The sequence below is a fragment of the Streptomyces sp. MBT65 genome (assembly GCF_016612545.1).
Lineage (GTDB): Bacteria > Actinomycetota > Actinomycetes > Streptomycetales > Streptomycetaceae > Streptomyces.
The window spans coordinates 18016-32862 of sequence record NZ_JAENRY010000006.1 but is presented as its reverse complement, the minus strand read 5'-3'; the positions used below and the strand labels follow the sequence as shown (position 1 = coordinate 32862).

Below are 14847 nucleotides of genomic sequence, written 5' to 3'. Positions count from 1 at the left end.
CGACGAGTCTGCTGCTGTGTCGGCTCAGGCACGGGCGGCAAGCCTGGCTTCGACGCCGTCGAGAAGCGACTGCAGTCCGAAGGACACATACGGGCGAGGGGTGTCTGCCAGGGCGGCGCCGATGGCGAACGTGACGACGCTCTGGGCGGCTTGCTCGGCATCCCGCCTGGTGAGGCCGGACGCTTCGCAGACCGCGAGCAGGTGCTCGTCATGGCGGTCCCTGGCCGGGCCGTCGAGAGGCTGGATGGTCATGGCGGCCAGCAGCCAGGGGTGCCTGAGAAGCATCGAACGCAGGTTGTCTGCCATGGCCAGGAGGACCGGACGCCATTCGGCGCCGTCGGGAGCGGGGAGAGGTGTCTGTCCCCAGACGGTGTCAGCGGCCAGCAGGAGCAGATCCTGTCTGCTCCTGACGTGATAGTAGAGTGCCGCCGCGCTGCTGCCGAGACGGCTGCCGAGTCTTCGCATGGTCAGACTCTCGATGCCGCTCTCGTCCAGAAGGGCAATGGTCGCCTGGATGATCTGCTCCTGGTGCAGGGCGTCGCGGGGCATCCCCGCAGTAGGCGGCATGGGGCTGCTCACGGAACCTTCTTGCTGTGGGAACGAGGCCGCGGTGTGCGGCTCTGAGGGCGCGTGGCCATCGCGCCGACGAGGACGGGGTGTCGTGCGCGTCGGCGCGCGGTTCATGCGTGGGGGCACGTTGCGGTATGTCAGCCGGGAGAGCCCGCGGGCCTGATGCTGCGCAGCAGCCGTTCTCCGGACTCGCGTAGCTGGCCCTTGACGTCGTCGAGGCCGGATGCGAGCAGGGCGTGATCGCGTTTGCGCCAGGTGCCGGCGACCATCACGGCTTCGATGTTGGCGATGTCGGCGTGCAGGACCGTGGCGATGGGGTCGTGCGCCGGCCACAGGTTGAGCGCCCGGGCGTCGACGGCGACCAGGTCGGCCTGCATGCCCACCTCGATCCGGCCCACCTTGTCCGCCAGGCCCAGTGCTTTCGCTCCTTCGACCGTGGCCCAGGCAAGTGCCTGTTTGCTGGTGACAGACGGTGTGTTGGCGTACATGCCGGTCGTCTGCCGGTGATGGGCGTGGTCCAGGCTGCGCTGGTGGGCCAGAGCGATCCGGGCGGCGGTGAGGACCGTGCCGGGCACGGCGGTGTCGATGTCGGTGCCCAGGGAGGGTGCCGCGTCCAGGCTCATCAGGGATCCGGTGACGGGTGTGCCGTGACCCTGGCCCAGTTCGTTCTCCGGGGTGGTGGTGAAGGTGACGCCCGCCTCGACGAGCGTCTTCAGCCAGTCCTCGGGCAGGTCGGCTCCGTGCACGACGTTGGTCAGGGGGCTGAACAGCCCGGCGTTGCGCACGGCTTCCCAGCCGGGTGAGGGTTCGCCGCCGCTCTGGTGCATCGAGACGACGAGGCCGCGTTCCGCGCCGGCTCGGAAGTCGGCCACCGCGGTCTCGGCGGAGGAGTACTGCGGCCCCTGGAGTGCCATGCCCAGGGTGAGGAGGGCGTGGTCGCGGACGGGGCCGTCGAGCAGCCGGTCGATCTCGGCGAGCGGGTGGGGTGTGTCCGGCGACCGGTAGGGCGTGCCGTGCAGGAAGACCGCGCGGATCCCGGCCTGGACCAGTCCCTCGACGGCCGCGTCGGCGTGCTCGGGCGACAGGGCGTTGTGACACCAGTCGCCGAGGGTGGTCGTACCGCAGTTGAGCTGGTTCAGGGCGCCGGCGAGATTGCTGATGTGCATGTCGGCGGGGGTGTACTGACCGACGCACTTCCCGTGGAGGTGGGTGAGGTACTCCATCAACGTCCAGTCGGCGCCCGCGGAACGCAGCGCGGTCTGCCAGGTGTGCAGGTGGGCGTTGACCAGACCGGGGACGACGATGCGGCCGGAGAAGTCGACGACCTCGGCGTCGGGCGCCTCGATGGTTTCGCCAACGGCGGCGATGGTCTCGCCGTCGACGAGGATGTCGACATGCTCGGCGTCCGGCCGGTCCGGCGTCATCGTGATGACTTGCGCCCCGCGCAGCAGTATGCGGCTCATTCAATGGCCCCCGAACCGGGGGAGGTGTGGCTCGGCTGGGACATGGTGCGGCTCCTTGCCTGGGGCGTCATTGCCCGCACGGCGGATTGTGTGGTGGTGAGGAGATCCCGAGTGGCGATGTGTCCGATGTAGCCGTCGGGACGGATCAGCAGCAGCGTGTCGCCGGTCAGGCCGTAGGCACTCTGCAGCGTGTTCTCGGGGTCGGAGAAGGCGCGGCCGTCGCCCGCTGCCGATCCGACGGTGAGCCGCTTCAGCTGGGCGCCCGTCGTCGGCCAGTCGAGGAGTTCGAGGTCCCGGGCGGCGCCGGGACCGTAGGCGATGGCGGTGAAGTGCGGTCCCTGGAAGAGGTCGAACAGGCGGGTCTCGGTGCCTTCGGCGCCGAGCAGTCGGGCGTCCGGGGCACGGTCGCCCACGTGCAGCGTGCTGGTGCCGCCACTGTCGCCGTCGGCGGAGGCGAGCGGGCCGCCGTAGTAGGTCAGGGCGAGCTGCTGCTCGTCCTTGCCGCGCTTCATGCTGGAGGGATCGAGCTTGGCGATGCCGCCCCACTTCTCCGTGGACAGGCCCAGGACCCCGGCGGCGATCGGCTGCCGCTCGGCCTCGTAGGTGCCCAGCAGGGCCGGGTCGGCTCCGGCGAGGACCTGGCCGAGCTTCCAGCCGAGGTTGTAGCCGTCCTGCATACCGGTGTTCAGGCCCTGGGCACCGGCCGGGGTGTGGACGTGCGCGGCGTCACCGACGAGGAAGACACGTCCGCGTCCGTAGTGCTCCGCAAGACGGATGTTGGGCCGGAACACGGACGTCCAGTGGATCTCGTGCAGCTGGATGTGCCGGTTGCGGGTGTGGGAGTGGATCCGGTCGATGATGGCGCCGATCTCCTGGGGCGGCTTCTCGTCGGGCGTGAGCCGGATCATCCACTGGAACATGTCGCTGTCGGGGAGCGGGCAGGCGCCGATGAGCTTGCCGCCGAGGCCGGGCCACATGTGCCACCGGTTGCGGGCCAGGCCACTTACGGAGGCATCCACGATCAGCACGCGCTCAGCCTCGTCCGTCGTCCCCGCGAAACCGATGTCGAGCTGCTTGCGCACCACGCTGGAGCCGCCGTCGGCCCCCACGGCATAGCGGGCGACGATCTCCTCGACCCCGTCCGCGCCCACCACCTTGGCGACCACCGTGTCCTCGTCCTGCGTCAGCTCGGTCAGTTCCTTGCCGAACTCGACCTCGCGGCCGAGCTCACCGAGCCGGGCGTGCAGGGCGCGGTCCGTGCGGAACTGCGGGATCAGCCAGGTGTTCGGGTACGGGACGTCCGGGGTTGCCTCCTTGTGGGGGAACATCTTCCACGGCACACCGATGGGTCCCGCATGGAGCCCGAGCTTGGGATAGATGTCGCCGCCGGCCAGCACATCGTCGAGAGCGCCGAGGTCTTCGAGGACTTCGAGGCTGCGGGGCTGGATGCCCTTGGCGCGCGAGCCGTCGAAGGCGTGGGGGGACCTGTCGACGATCCGGACGTCGAGTCCGCGGCGTACGAGGTCGATCGCCAAGGCGGAGCCCGAGGGGCCGGCACCGATGATCAGTACGTCGATGGCCTGCGGGCTGTTCATGAGTCGAGCCTTTCGGTGCGTGCGGACACGAACGGGACGAGCTGATCGGCGACGTCGCGAGGCCGTTCGAATGGGGCCATGTGCCCGCATTTGTTAATTACATGATGTTTCTGAGGTGTCAGCAGAGCGCGCGCCGTGTCGAACTGCGCCAGCGGCGTGACGTCGTCCTCGTCGCCCCACAGCAGCAGCGTCGGAACGCCCAGTGCCCCCGTCCGCCGGAAGAGGTCGTCACGGCCGGTGAGAGGCAGGTGCTGCAGGGTGTCGAAGACCGCGTACAGCGAGCCCTCGAAGCGGAGGGAGTCGAGGACCATCTCGGTCAGCTTCGCGCCGAGTTCAGGGTCGCGGACGTTGTGCCCGAGGTGCCCCTGGAGCAGCTGAAGGCCGCGACGGCGGGCGACCGCTCCGGCCAGCAGATCGCTGCGCAGCAGCCGGTCGGGGGAGGCCAACCGCGGTTTCGCGAGACCGGCGGGGCCGACGATGGTGAGAGTGGACACCGACGAGCGGTACTGAGCGGCGTACGTCATGCCGACCAGCGCGCCCATGGAGGTGCCGACCAGGTGCACGGGTCGCGCCGTCAGGCCGAGCCGGTCCGCCAGCTCGGCCAACTGTCGCGTGAACAGCGTCTCGTCGTAGCGCGCCTGTACCCGGTCGGAGTAGCCGCGGCCGTAGGCGCTGCAGGTCAGCGTGCGCAGCCCGCGGGCGTGCAGCTCGCTGACGAGGCCGTCCCAGTAGAACAGCGGGATGGTCAGACCGCCCGCCATCAGGACGACATCCCCGTCCTCGGGCCCCGTCAACTCGTAGTGGGTGACGCCGTCGGACAGCTCGATGAAACTGCCGCGCAGCGCCTTGCGCGAGTCGGCGGTGAGCCTGCGGTCCTCGCCCGAGGCGACGAAGTACTTCATGGAACGGGCCTCCTTGCCCTCAGTTCGCGGGGGTGTCGGCACAGGAGCCGAGGAACTTCGCGATCGCGTCCGCGACCCACTGCGGTTCCTCCTCCGGCAGCAGATGTCCGCCGTGGGGGTGGAGGAGCTCCTGGGCGCCGGGGATGTCGCGGGTGAAGTGCTGGCCGTCGATGCTCGCGCTGCGCAGCACCAGCGTGGGTACCGTGATGCGGGGGATCTGCGCGCTGCGGTCCGGCTGGTCGGTGTTGCAGAAGTCGACGAAGGCCGAGCGGTTGCCGGGACGGCTCATGAGCTGATGGGCGCGGTCCACCATGGCGTCGTCCACGATCTGCGAATGCGGCCCGACGGCCTCGCGCAGGTTGCGCTCGATGGCACCGCGCGGCATCACCCGCCTCAGCAGGGGCCGCACCAGTGGGTTGCGGGCAAGGCGCATCCCCGCGGGCAGCGTCTTCTCCGGGTAGCCGGTGGCATTGACCAGTACCAGGCCGGTCAGCCGCTCCGGATGATCCAGCGCGACGTTCCAGGCGATGTTGCCGCCCAGGGAATTGCCGGCCAACGCGTAGCGCGGCACGCCCAGCGCCTCCACGAAGCCCGCCACCGTCGCGGCGTACGCCGGGATGCGGTAGTCGCGGTCCTTGCGCGGGCCCGTCAGTCCGAACGCCGGCAGGTCGGGACGGATGACATCGAACGAATCCCACAGCAGATCCGCCACGCGGTTGAAGTGCTGCAGGGATGAGGCACTGCCGTGCAGCAGCACGAGTGCCGGGCCGTGCCCAGCACGCTTGTAGTGGATCCGCAGTCCGTCCACCTCGACGAACCGGGAGTCGGGCTGGGGCTCAGACCAGGTACTCATAATGGCTACACTGTTACCGATATGACGGTCGTGTCAAGAGGAAGTCCCCGCGTGTTACTGCCACGGTGGCCTTGAGTGAGGAGATGGATCAGTTGGTGCGCCGCGCTGCCGGTCGTCCGCCGGTCCCACCGGACCGGATCGTCGCCATGGCGCTGCAGATCGTCGACGAGGAGGGAGCCGAGGCGCTGTCGATGAGGGCCCTGGCCGAGCGCCTGGGTTCGAGTACGGCGACGCTGTACCGGCATTTCGGCAACCGGGCAGAGCTCGTGGCGCAGGTCGTGGACCACATGTTCGGCCTCGTCGAGCTGGAGGAACTGGCTTCGGCGAGTTGGCGGCAGTCTCTGAGGGCGATGGCACACGCCATGTTCCGCGCCTTGGGTCGACACGGGAACGCCGCCCGGCTGCTGGCCGAGCAGATTCCCGTCGGCCCCAACGCGATGGCGCTGCGGGAGCGCTGTGTCGCGGTCCTGCTCAAGGCGGGATTCGAGGCCGCACTGGCCACGCACGCGTAGTCGATGTGCAGAGCGTGAAGACCTCCGGAAATGGCGCCGAGGCCAGTCAGGGCATTGATGCCGGCAAGAAGACATCAACGGGCGCAAGCGTCAGGTCGCCACAGACACGCTCGGCCTGGTCCTCGCGGTCATCGTCACTGCCGCCTCAGTCCACGACTCAACCGGCGGGAAACGCCTCCTCGACGAGCTCGCCGCGTCGCACCCCAGCGTGACGAAGGTCTGGGCCGAAGGCGGACACCAGAACAGCGTCTTCCAGCACGGGGCGTCCAGGGACATCGACGTCGAGGTCGTGAAACGCTCCACCGTCAAAGGGTTCCAACCACAGAAGAAGCGCTGGGCGATTGAGCGCAACTTCGGTTGGCTGACGCACAACCGCCGCCTCGTCCGGGACTACGAAGCCCTGCCTCAGCGATCCCGCAGCATGGTCCACTGGGCCATGGCCAACAAAACCAGCCGTGAACTCACCGGAGAATCAGCACTAACCTGACGAATCGAAACAGGCGATTCGCGTAATGCGGCCTGAACGTTGATCAGATGCTCTTTAAGCCTGCCGGCCATCCTGGGCGCCCAGGATGGCCTGAAGCGCGCACCCGAGTCCAAGATCCAGGCCATTCTCGGGCCGATGCGTCCTCCGCCGAGGACAGCAGCCCCGCTTCCACAGGTCAGTGCAAGTACCGCACGTGTACAAGCCATGACACTAAGAAACTGCTGGTGCACAACATCCGAAGCGGGCGCCAAAGACTACCAAGCCAAGGCATCTTCGGTCTCGCGTCTTGTCAGGACCCGCCAATCGCGAGACGCCCGGGCTCCGCCGCCGATCGGACCAACCGTCAGCACCCCCAAGAGACCCTCGATGCTCCAGCCCTGAGATGGCAACTCAGGACACCAGGCGCCAACGAGATCCATCCACAAGCCACGACCAACGACTGATACACCATCAGGAAATTCAGCAAGCGGACTACCACAGCCGCGCGCACACCGCCGCACCTTAGAATTGACACCTCGTCTGTATCGAGCCCCTCAAGATCCGGCGCTCACACGATCCCCTCAGCCGCCCAGGCTCAGGGACGGAAATCCACCCACTCCCTAGCCAGCCAGGCCCGTTGGCACATCTCAGCAGGTCAGCGCACTCTCCCCCGCGGCTTCAACGCCACCGGAGGCAGCTCAGGAGCGGTCAACGGCGCCCCGTCGTACCCCTTCACCTCACCGAACCGTGCCTCTGTCATCCAGTCCTCACGAACCTGTATCTCCTCCTGGGACCGTCCGATCCAATTCCAGAACAACCACGGCATCACCGCAGCCGATGCCATAGAGGCGCCGTTCTCGCAGTTGCCTCCATGTCATGGATGCCGAACCGACATTCGCTACCGCTGAGGTATGGAGCCCAGCGTGAACGGAGCGCGGACGAACTACCGGCTGGTGTCACTCTGTTCCCGATAGCAGCCCTGTCCGCTGCCACCTCCCTCACCCCGCACCGACCACGGTTCCTGAGGGGAACATTCAGTCGCGGCCCGGGGGCGTGTAGAAGTCACCGACGGACGTCCACACGCCGTTCTTCACGACCACGCGCTGCACACTGCGCGTGCCGAGGTGATCGCTCGCGCTGAACTTCATCACCGGCGACACCCCGGGATCCACGGAAGACGCCTTCTCGTACGCCGTGATGATGGCCTTGGACGTGACGGGCCCCTTGATGGTCTTCGCGATCTCGGCGAACACCTTCGCGTTGCTCCAGCCCCACAGCGCGAGGAACCCGGCGTCCTGACCGGGCTCGTACTTGGCCATGGCGGTCCGGAACTCCTTCACCGCCGGGTCGTCGTCGGAGGGCGCCTTCACCAGTTGTACGGCCTTGAGCCCCTCGGCGGCGTCCTTGGCCAGCGCGACCGTCGACTCGGCGGCCACCGGCGCGTAGGCGTAGGTGGGCAGGGACACGCCCTGGAGCTTGGCCTCCTTGAGGAAGGCGGCGGCCTCGGGCGAGGTGAGGATCAGGACCACCGCCTGCGTCTTCGCGGCCTTCACCTTGCTGATCACCGGGGTGTAGTCGGTGGTCTGGTACTTGACCGGCAGCCGGTCGACCTCGACCGAGGGGTCGAGCTTCTTCGCGACAGGCTCCACCTGCTTGGCCACGTTCACGAACGCGGCCGGGTCGCTGTGGACCACTAGGATCTTCTTCGCGCCGTCCTGCACCGCCCACGCGGCGAGCGCCGCCGCCTGGTCCTCGTAGAGGGTCTGGGTGCCGAACAGCCCGGAGCGCGGCGGCTCGTACCAGGACGCGGAACCGCCGACCTCGTTGAGGACCGGCACCTTGGACTGGTTGAGGACGAACGGAAAGGCCGCCTCCGCCTGCGATGTGCCGTTCGCGTTGACGATGGCCACGACCTTGTCCTGGCCGACCAGTTCGCGTGCGATCTGCACGGTCTGCTGTGGATCGGCCGCGTTGTCCTTGACGGTCCAGGTGATCTTGCGGCCGTTGATGCCGCCTTGGGCGTTGACCATCTTGAAGTACGCGTCGCCGCCCGCCTTCTCACCCACGCCGTAGGTCGCGGTGGCGCCGGAAAGAGGGAGCCACGCGCCGATGTGGATCTCGGAGGAACTGCCACCGGCAGTCGCGGAGTCCTGGCCGGCACAGGCGTTGGCGGTGAGTGCCACCGCGGCCATGACGGCCATCGCGCCCGTGGCGCGGCGGAGTTTTCTCTGGGTCCGGAACACGGTCCACCTCGTTCGGTACAGGGTTCGGTGCGGGTTCGGTACGAGCTGTCAATTCACCGGGGAGGTACGGGAGTCGGTCGCCGCGGTGGGAGCGGCCGAGTACCGGCCGCCGCTGAAGTACCCCGATTCCGCCAGGGCCGCGAACTCCGGGTCGCCGGGCCGCCCCTGGGCCGCGACGACGCCCTCGTGCAGTACGGCCACCTCGTGGCACACGGACAGGGCGCGGCTGAGGAGTTGTTCGAGCAGGACGACGGTCAGACCCTCGTGGGCCAGCCGGGTCAGCCGGTCGTAGACCTCGTCGACCAGGGCGGGGGCCAGTCCGAGTGCGGGTTCGTCGACGATCAGGACGTCCGGCGCCACGATCAGGGCCCGGGCGATGGCGAGCATCTGCTGCTCCCCTCCCGAGAGCCCACCGGCGGCGGCCGACATCCGGTCGCGCAGCCGCGCCGGCAACCACTGGACGGTCTCCTCCATCCGCTCGCGCAGCGGCGCACCGGTGATGCCCGCCGCGTACGCCGCGACTTCGAGGTTCTCGCGCAGGGACAGCGTCTTGAACAGGGCCCGGCCTTCCGGCGCCAGGCTGGTGCGGACGGCACCGCCCGACTCCCGCTCCCCGCGCGCTGGTTCGAGCGATCCGTGCAGGATGCCGGCCAGCGTGCTCTTGCCCGCTCCGTTGGCTCCGGCGATGCCCAGCACCACGCCCTGGCGGACATCGAGGTCGACGTCCCGGAGCGCGACCACCCCGCCGTAGGTGTGGCCGACCCCGTGCAGGCGGAGCATGCTCCGTTCACCCACGCGTTCGGGCGGCCGGGTCCTGCCGTCGACCGTTCCCAGGTACGACGACCGCACCTTCGGGTCCTTGAGCACGGTGTCCGGGGTGCCCTCGCCGATCGTGCGCCCGAAGTCGAACGCGAGCACCCGGTGCGCGACGGAGAACAGGTCGTCCAGGACGTGGTCGATGACCACCACCGCGGTGCCGTCGGCGTGCAGCCGCCTGATGTGCCCTGCCAACAGCGCCCGTTCGCCCGCGTCGAGGCCGCCGAACGGCTCGTCCAGGATCAGCAGCTTCGGTTTCTCGGCCATCGCGCGCGCCAGGTCGAGACGCTTCTGGAGGCCGAACGGCAGCTCTCCCGGGCGCCGTTGGGCCACTTCCGCGAGACCGACGGAGCGCAGCAGCCGCGTGACATCGGCCCGGTGCCCGGCCGTGATCCGGCGCCGGGTGCACAACACGTTCTCCGCGACGGTGAGTTCGGAGAACACCTCCGCGTGCTGGAACGTACGGCCGATACCCAGCCGCCGCCGCGCGGTCGCCCTGGCTCCCAGCAGCTGTTGCCCGGCGAAGTCGGCGGTACCGCTCACCCTGCCGTTGCCGGTCAGCCCGGACAGGGCGTTCAACAGGGTTGTCTTTCCGGCGCCGTTGGGACCGATGACGGCCAGGATCTCGTTCTGACGGACGATCAGGGAGGCGTCCTCCAGGGCTTTGAGTCCACCGTACGAGACCGAGACATGCTCCAGGCGCAGCAGTTCGGGTCCGTCGCCGACCGCCTCGGACCGGGGTTGCGGAGACGTGGGGTCCGCCGACTCCTCGGACGGTGACGTGCGTTGGGCGCTCGGTCGGCGCAGGACGCGGCCGGCGAGCCGGCCGAGGAACGGCACGACTCCGCCCGGCAGGAAGAGCAGCACCGCGATCAGCACGAGACCCTGCACGACCGGCTGGGGCAGTCCCACGGCGGAGGAGAGCGAGGGGTTCCAGGTCAGATAGATGCCGCCGGCCACGGCGCCGACGATGGTGCCGACCCCGCCGAGCACGCAGGCCGCGATCAGCGAGATGCCGAACGTCAGCGAGAACGGATCCGGGCTCACGAACCCCGTGAGCAGTCCGAGCAGTACGCCCGCGAAGCAGGTGCACGCCCCGCTCACCGCGAACGACAGCGCCGACTGGGCCTCCGGGGCGATGCCGATCGTACGGGCCGCCAGGGGATGCGACTTGGCGGCCACCAGGCGCATCCGCAGCCCGGAGGCGGCGGCCGGTACGGCCAGTGCGAGGACGACGGCCGCGGCGCCGACCGCGAGGTACTGGGTCTCGGTGCCGCCGCCCGCGAGGGTGCCGAAGCCGAGTGCGCTGCGCAACTGGACCACGGGCACTCCCTGGTCGCCGCCGGTCACGCTGCTCCAGCGGTTGATCAGCTCCAGGGTCACCGTGGTGAACGCGAGGGTCAGCAGGGCGATGTAGAGCACCGAGAACCTGGCACCCGCGTATCCGAGGAAGGCGCCCAGGACGGCACCGGCGGCGACCGCGCCGAGGGCCACCGTCTCAAGCGACCAGCCGTGACCGCTGCCGTACGCGGCGAAGTAGGCGCCGATGGCGAAGAACGCGGGATGGCCCACCGACCAGATACCGGACCAGCCGGCGAGCAGGCCGACCGCCAGGATGACGATCGTGTACACGGCCGCGAGCCCCACCGAGTACATCTGGTACGCGGGGATCGCGCCGGAGGCCATGAACGCCATCAGGACCGCGCCGGCCGCCGGGCCCAGGGCGGCCCGCGCCAGGAGGGAACGGTTGAAGACCATGGATGCGACTCCTCAGACCCGTTGGAAGGTGCGGGTGCCGAACATGCCCTGCGGGCGGATCAGCAGCACCAGCACGGTGAAGGAGAAGACGAACGTGTCCCGGAAGCTGGCGGAGACGTAGTTCGCCGCCAGGTTGTCCAGGACGCCGATGGTCAGCCCGCCGAGTACTGCCCCGTACATGCTGGTCAGGCCACCCAGGAAGATGCCGGCGAAGGACCGGAAGAGCGGCGCGACCAGGGCGGTAGGCACCAGCCCGGACCGGGGCGCGTAAAGGCAGGCGGCGAGGGCCGCGAGGCCCAGGCCGAGCGCCCAGGAGATCCGGGCCAGCCGCTGCGAACTGAGGCCGACCACGCGCGCGGTCTCCGCCGATTCGGCCGCGGCACGCATGGCCGAGCCGAGCGTGGTGCGGGCGAAGAGGTAGCCGACCAGTGCCATCGCCAGGGCGGCGACGCCGATCGTCAGCAGACTCTGGGTCGGTACCGCGGCCCCCGACCAGCGCACCGTCCCGTCGACCAGGCTGGGGAAGGACTTGGGCTGGTCGCCCCAGATCGATCCGGCCACGTTCTCCGCGATCAGGGACACGCCCATCGTCACGACGAGCGCGGAGAACAACTGGCCCTGCCCCAGCGGCCGGATCACCGTCTCCCGGACGAGCAGGCCCGCCACCACCGTGATCACGACGGCGGCGAGGACGCCGAGGATCGTGGCCACACCACGGTCGTGCAGCGAGAGCGCCACGTACAGCCCCAGGGTGGCGAGCGACGCCATCGCGAAGTTCACGACGTCCGTGGCCCGGTAGATGATCACCAGCCCGAGACCCATGAGGCCGTAGACGGCGCCACTGGCCACACCGCTCACCAGGACAAGCAGGAACTGACTCACAGTCCCTCCCTCGGGGAAGAGCGCGTTCGCGCCACATGTGCGAGAAGCATGATCACCTCACGGGGCATTGAGTTAAAGTGAACTCACTTCAGTAAGCTAGGCACTGTCGCGCCGGAGGGGCAAGCCTCGTGCACGGGATTTGTGCCGGACGGGCCGGACGGACCGGGCGGGCTCAGTGCCCGGTGGCCGACGGTGTCCCGGCGAGCGCGGTGCGTGCCGCCGCCAGGCCGAAGACCAGCGCGGGGGCGAGACCGCCCGCGTAGGCACGCCAGTACAGGCCGCCCGCGTCTGCGCCGGCCGCCAGCAGGCCCGGGATCGGCACCCGTCCGTCGGAGGCCGCCGACAGCGCGTGCGCGCCGACGTCGATCAGCAGACCGCCGAAGGTGAACGTGATCGCCGGGGCCGCTTCGACGACGTAGAACGGCGGCTCGTCGAGCGGCTGTCGGTCGAGGAGGCGGCCGGGCGCCGGGCAGCCGCTCGCGCGCACGACGGCGTTGAACTCCTCGATACGGTCACGGATCACGGTGCCGGGATAGCCCCACTCCTCGGGCATCGACGCGAAGTCCTCCAGGCTTTCCGCCACCGCGCTGCGAGCACCGGCGCGGTGGCAGAGCTGGAACTTGTCCACTCCTGGGATGCCCTCGACGTACGAGGCGCTGATCCACTCCCGGTGCACGCGCGCGTCGGCCACCAACAGGCCGCGCGCTTCCGGTCGTTCGAGCAGTGCCATGGCGGTGAGATGATCCCCGACCGTCTCGTCGACGAAGCGCTCGCCGCCCGTGTCGAACAGCAGGGCGTGCTCGCTGTAGTAGAGCGCCAGGTCCACGAAGCGCGCCGGGTCGGCCAGCGAGACGCCGGCCGGCATCAGGTGGCCGTAGAACCCCGCGTCCTTCTTGCCGAACGCCGCGCCCACGCTCCGCCCGAGCGCCAGGCCGTCGCCCCTGCTTTGCGGGTTGGCCCGCAGCCCGATGTCGGCGGCCCGGGGGTGGATGTGTTCGGCGCGCAGGCCCGGATCGCCCTGGAATCCGCCGGTCGCGATGAGCGTCCAGGCGGCCTCGATACGGAGCGGAGAACCGTCCGCCAGCAGGATGTCCGCTCCCCCGACCACTCCGTTCTCCGTCACGAGGGACTTGGTCCAGGCGCCGGTCAGGACTTGCTGGCCCCGGTCGCGGATCAGCCGCTCGCACGTGTCGAGGTAGTGGTTCGTGTCGAGCTGATGGCCCCGGCCGAAGCCGAGCACGGGCACCTGCGGGCGGCAGTCCACGCCGAGCGACCGGATCCAGGCCACGCCCTCGGGGAACCCGTCCAGCAGGGCGACGGCCAGTTCCGGGTCGCCGTCCGGATTGACCCGGCGCATCTCCTCGACGCTCGGGGTCGTCCACACGAAACCGGCGAAGCGGGCCGAGCCGCCGGTGCGTTCCGCCTTCTCCACCAGCACCACCGAGCCGCCCTCGGCGGCCACCCGGGCGGCGGCCGAGAGACCTGCCATGCCGCCGCCGATCACCAGCAGATCCACTGTCTCCGCATCCATAACGGGTCACACCGCCTCCGTGTCGCCGACTGGAATGTGACGCTAATTGAACTCACTTCTGGAGTCGAGAGGGTGGACGACAGAGGACGCGGCGGTACGTTTCTCGGCCATGCGAGCCGTCAGTCCGGCACGAGGACCGCGCGTCCCCGCACCTCGCCGGAGCGAAGCCTCTCGATCGCCTCCGCAGCGCACGACAGCGCGAACCGCTCGACGCCGACCTTCAGCGCGCCCTCCCGTGCGAGGGCGGCGACCGCCTCCAGTTCGGGCAGCGTCCCCCAGAACGGCAGCGAGACACGCGTTCCGGGAGGGAGTGCGCCGGGTTTGCGTACGGCCACCTCCCCGCCCCCGCTGCCGACGACCGCGAGCTCTCCGCCCGCCCGCAGCACCGCCACCGCAAGCCCCAGACTGGACCCGCTGCCGACGAAGTCGAGCACCGCCGTCGCCCCGACACCGCCCGTCCGGTCCCGCAGCACCCGTGCGGTGTCGGGCCGCAGCAGCGTGGCGAAGTGCGCGCCGCACTCGTCGGCGAGGGTGAGCGCCTCCTCGCGCACGTCCACGACCAGGATCCGCGCGGCCGTCGTGGCGCGCAGGATCTGGATGGCCAGGTGCCCCAGGCCGCCGACCCCGAGGACCACCGCATGAGCGCCCACACCGTCCCCCAGGGCGTGCCGGACCATGGCCACGGCGTGGTGGGCGGTGAGTCCGGCATCCGACAGGGGCGCCGCCTGGACGGCGTCCAGGTCGCCCACCGGGACGAGCAGCCGCCCGGACGGCACGAGCAGGAAGTCCGCCATTCCGCCGTCCCGCCCGAGTCCGGCACCGGTGCCGACCCGGCCGGCGTCCAAAGTGGCGCGCCGGTCGCAGTAGTTCTCCGCCCCGGCCGCGCACCGCGCGCAACTCCCGCAGCCCCAGGGGCCGTAGACGATCACGCGTTCACCGACCGCCGGTCCCGTCGCCAGTGGGCCGCGTCGCAGCACGCGGCCCGCGACCTCGTGTCCCAGCGTGAACGGGAGCCGGTAGGGGAGGTCGCCCGGTCGGGCGTCGATGACATGGAGGTCCGAACGGCAGAGGCCGGCCGCCTCCACCTGGATCAGGACCTCCTCGTCCGTGGGGGTCGGCTGCGTCACCTCGGCGAGGACCGGTGGGCCGCCCCAACGGGTCAGCCGGACCGCTCGCGCGCTCTTCCTGCCTGTTGACATACATGCGAGAGTAACAAAAATGAAGTCAGTTCAGGAGATGGACATGAGATGGTGACC

At 69.6% G+C, this 14847-nt stretch carries 12 protein-coding genes and 1 pseudogene; 2 read left to right on the top strand and 11 right to left on the bottom strand.

Annotated features, from left to right (window positions below):
• Nucleotides 1-24: 24 nt before the first annotated feature.
• The 5 genes from JHN63_RS03005 to JHN63_RS02985 form a co-directional block, all read right to left on the bottom strand.
• A complete protein-coding gene (locus JHN63_RS03005; RefSeq protein ID WP_200677078.1) occupies nt 25-579 on the bottom strand; it encodes a TetR/AcrR family transcriptional regulator C-terminal domain-containing protein in 555 nt (184 codons plus the stop codon).
• A gap of 128 nt (nt 580-707) precedes the next feature.
• On the bottom strand, nt 708-2033 hold the full coding sequence (locus tag JHN63_RS03000; protein WP_200677077.1) for an amidohydrolase family protein: 1326 nt from the start codon (nt 2031-2033) through the stop codon (nt 708-710).
• Nucleotides 2030-3628, bottom strand: a complete 1599-nt coding sequence (locus JHN63_RS02995; protein ID WP_200677076.1) for an FAD-dependent oxidoreductase — start codon at nt 3626-3628, stop codon at nt 2030-2032. The genes JHN63_RS03000 and JHN63_RS02995 overlap by 4 nt, the downstream gene beginning before the upstream one ends.
• Nucleotides 3625-4530, bottom strand: a complete 906-nt coding sequence (locus tag JHN63_RS02990) for an alpha/beta fold hydrolase (RefSeq protein ID WP_200677075.1) — start codon at nt 4528-4530, stop codon at nt 3625-3627. The genes JHN63_RS02995 and JHN63_RS02990 overlap by 4 nt, the downstream gene beginning before the upstream one ends.
• 19 nt (nt 4531-4549) lie before the next feature.
• Nucleotides 4550-5383, bottom strand: a complete 834-nt coding sequence (locus JHN63_RS02985) for an alpha/beta fold hydrolase (RefSeq protein WP_200677074.1) — start codon at nt 5381-5383, stop codon at nt 4550-4552.
• 83 nt (nt 5384-5466) lie between these two features.
• Here JHN63_RS02985 and JHN63_RS02980 point away from each other — a divergent pair, with 83 nt between their 5' ends.
• Both JHN63_RS02980 and JHN63_RS02975 read left to right on the top strand, forming a co-directional pair.
• Entirely contained in the window at nt 5467-5895 is a 429-nt protein-coding gene (locus JHN63_RS02980; protein ID WP_200677073.1) for a TetR/AcrR family transcriptional regulator, read from the top strand.
• 73 nt (nt 5896-5968) lie between these two features.
• The gene (locus tag JHN63_RS02975; RefSeq protein ID WP_307781799.1) at nt 5969-6382 is read left to right on the top strand and encodes a transposase; all 414 of its coding nucleotides are present in this window, start codon (nt 5969-5971) and stop codon (nt 6380-6382) included.
• A gap of 634 nt (nt 6383-7016) precedes the next feature.
• On the opposite strand, the pseudogene JHN63_RS02970 reads toward JHN63_RS02975, so the two are convergent.
• The 6 genes and pseudogenes from JHN63_RS02970 to JHN63_RS02945 all read right to left on the bottom strand — a co-directional run.
• Nucleotides 7017-7178: pseudogene (locus tag JHN63_RS02970) on the bottom strand (pirin family protein); the annotation flags it as partial.
• A gap of 217 nt (nt 7179-7395) precedes the next feature.
• Nucleotides 7396-8604: an ABC transporter substrate-binding protein gene (locus JHN63_RS02965; RefSeq protein WP_200677072.1), complete on the bottom strand. Its 1209-nt coding sequence runs from the start codon at nt 8602-8604 to the stop codon at nt 7396-7398.
• Nucleotides 8605-8652: 48 nt separating this feature from the next.
• On the bottom strand, nt 8653-11178 hold the full coding sequence (locus tag JHN63_RS02960; protein WP_200677071.1) for an ATP-binding cassette domain-containing protein: 2526 nt from the start codon (nt 11176-11178) through the stop codon (nt 8653-8655).
• Between the two features lie 12 nt (nt 11179-11190).
• The gene (locus tag JHN63_RS02955) at nt 11191-12060 is read right to left on the bottom strand and encodes a branched-chain amino acid ABC transporter permease (RefSeq protein WP_200677070.1); all 870 of its coding nucleotides are present in this window, start codon (nt 12058-12060) and stop codon (nt 11191-11193) included.
• 172 nt (nt 12061-12232) lie between these two features.
• Nucleotides 12233-13591 (bottom strand): FAD-dependent oxidoreductase, encoded by a 1359-nt coding sequence (locus tag JHN63_RS02950; protein ID WP_200677069.1) that lies wholly within the window; start codon nt 13589-13591, stop codon nt 12233-12235.
• Nucleotides 13592-13710: 119 nt separating this feature from the next.
• A complete protein-coding gene (locus JHN63_RS02945; protein WP_200677068.1) occupies nt 13711-14790 on the bottom strand; it encodes an NAD(P)-dependent alcohol dehydrogenase in 1080 nt (359 codons plus the stop codon).
• Between the last annotated feature and the right edge of the window lie 57 nt (nt 14791-14847).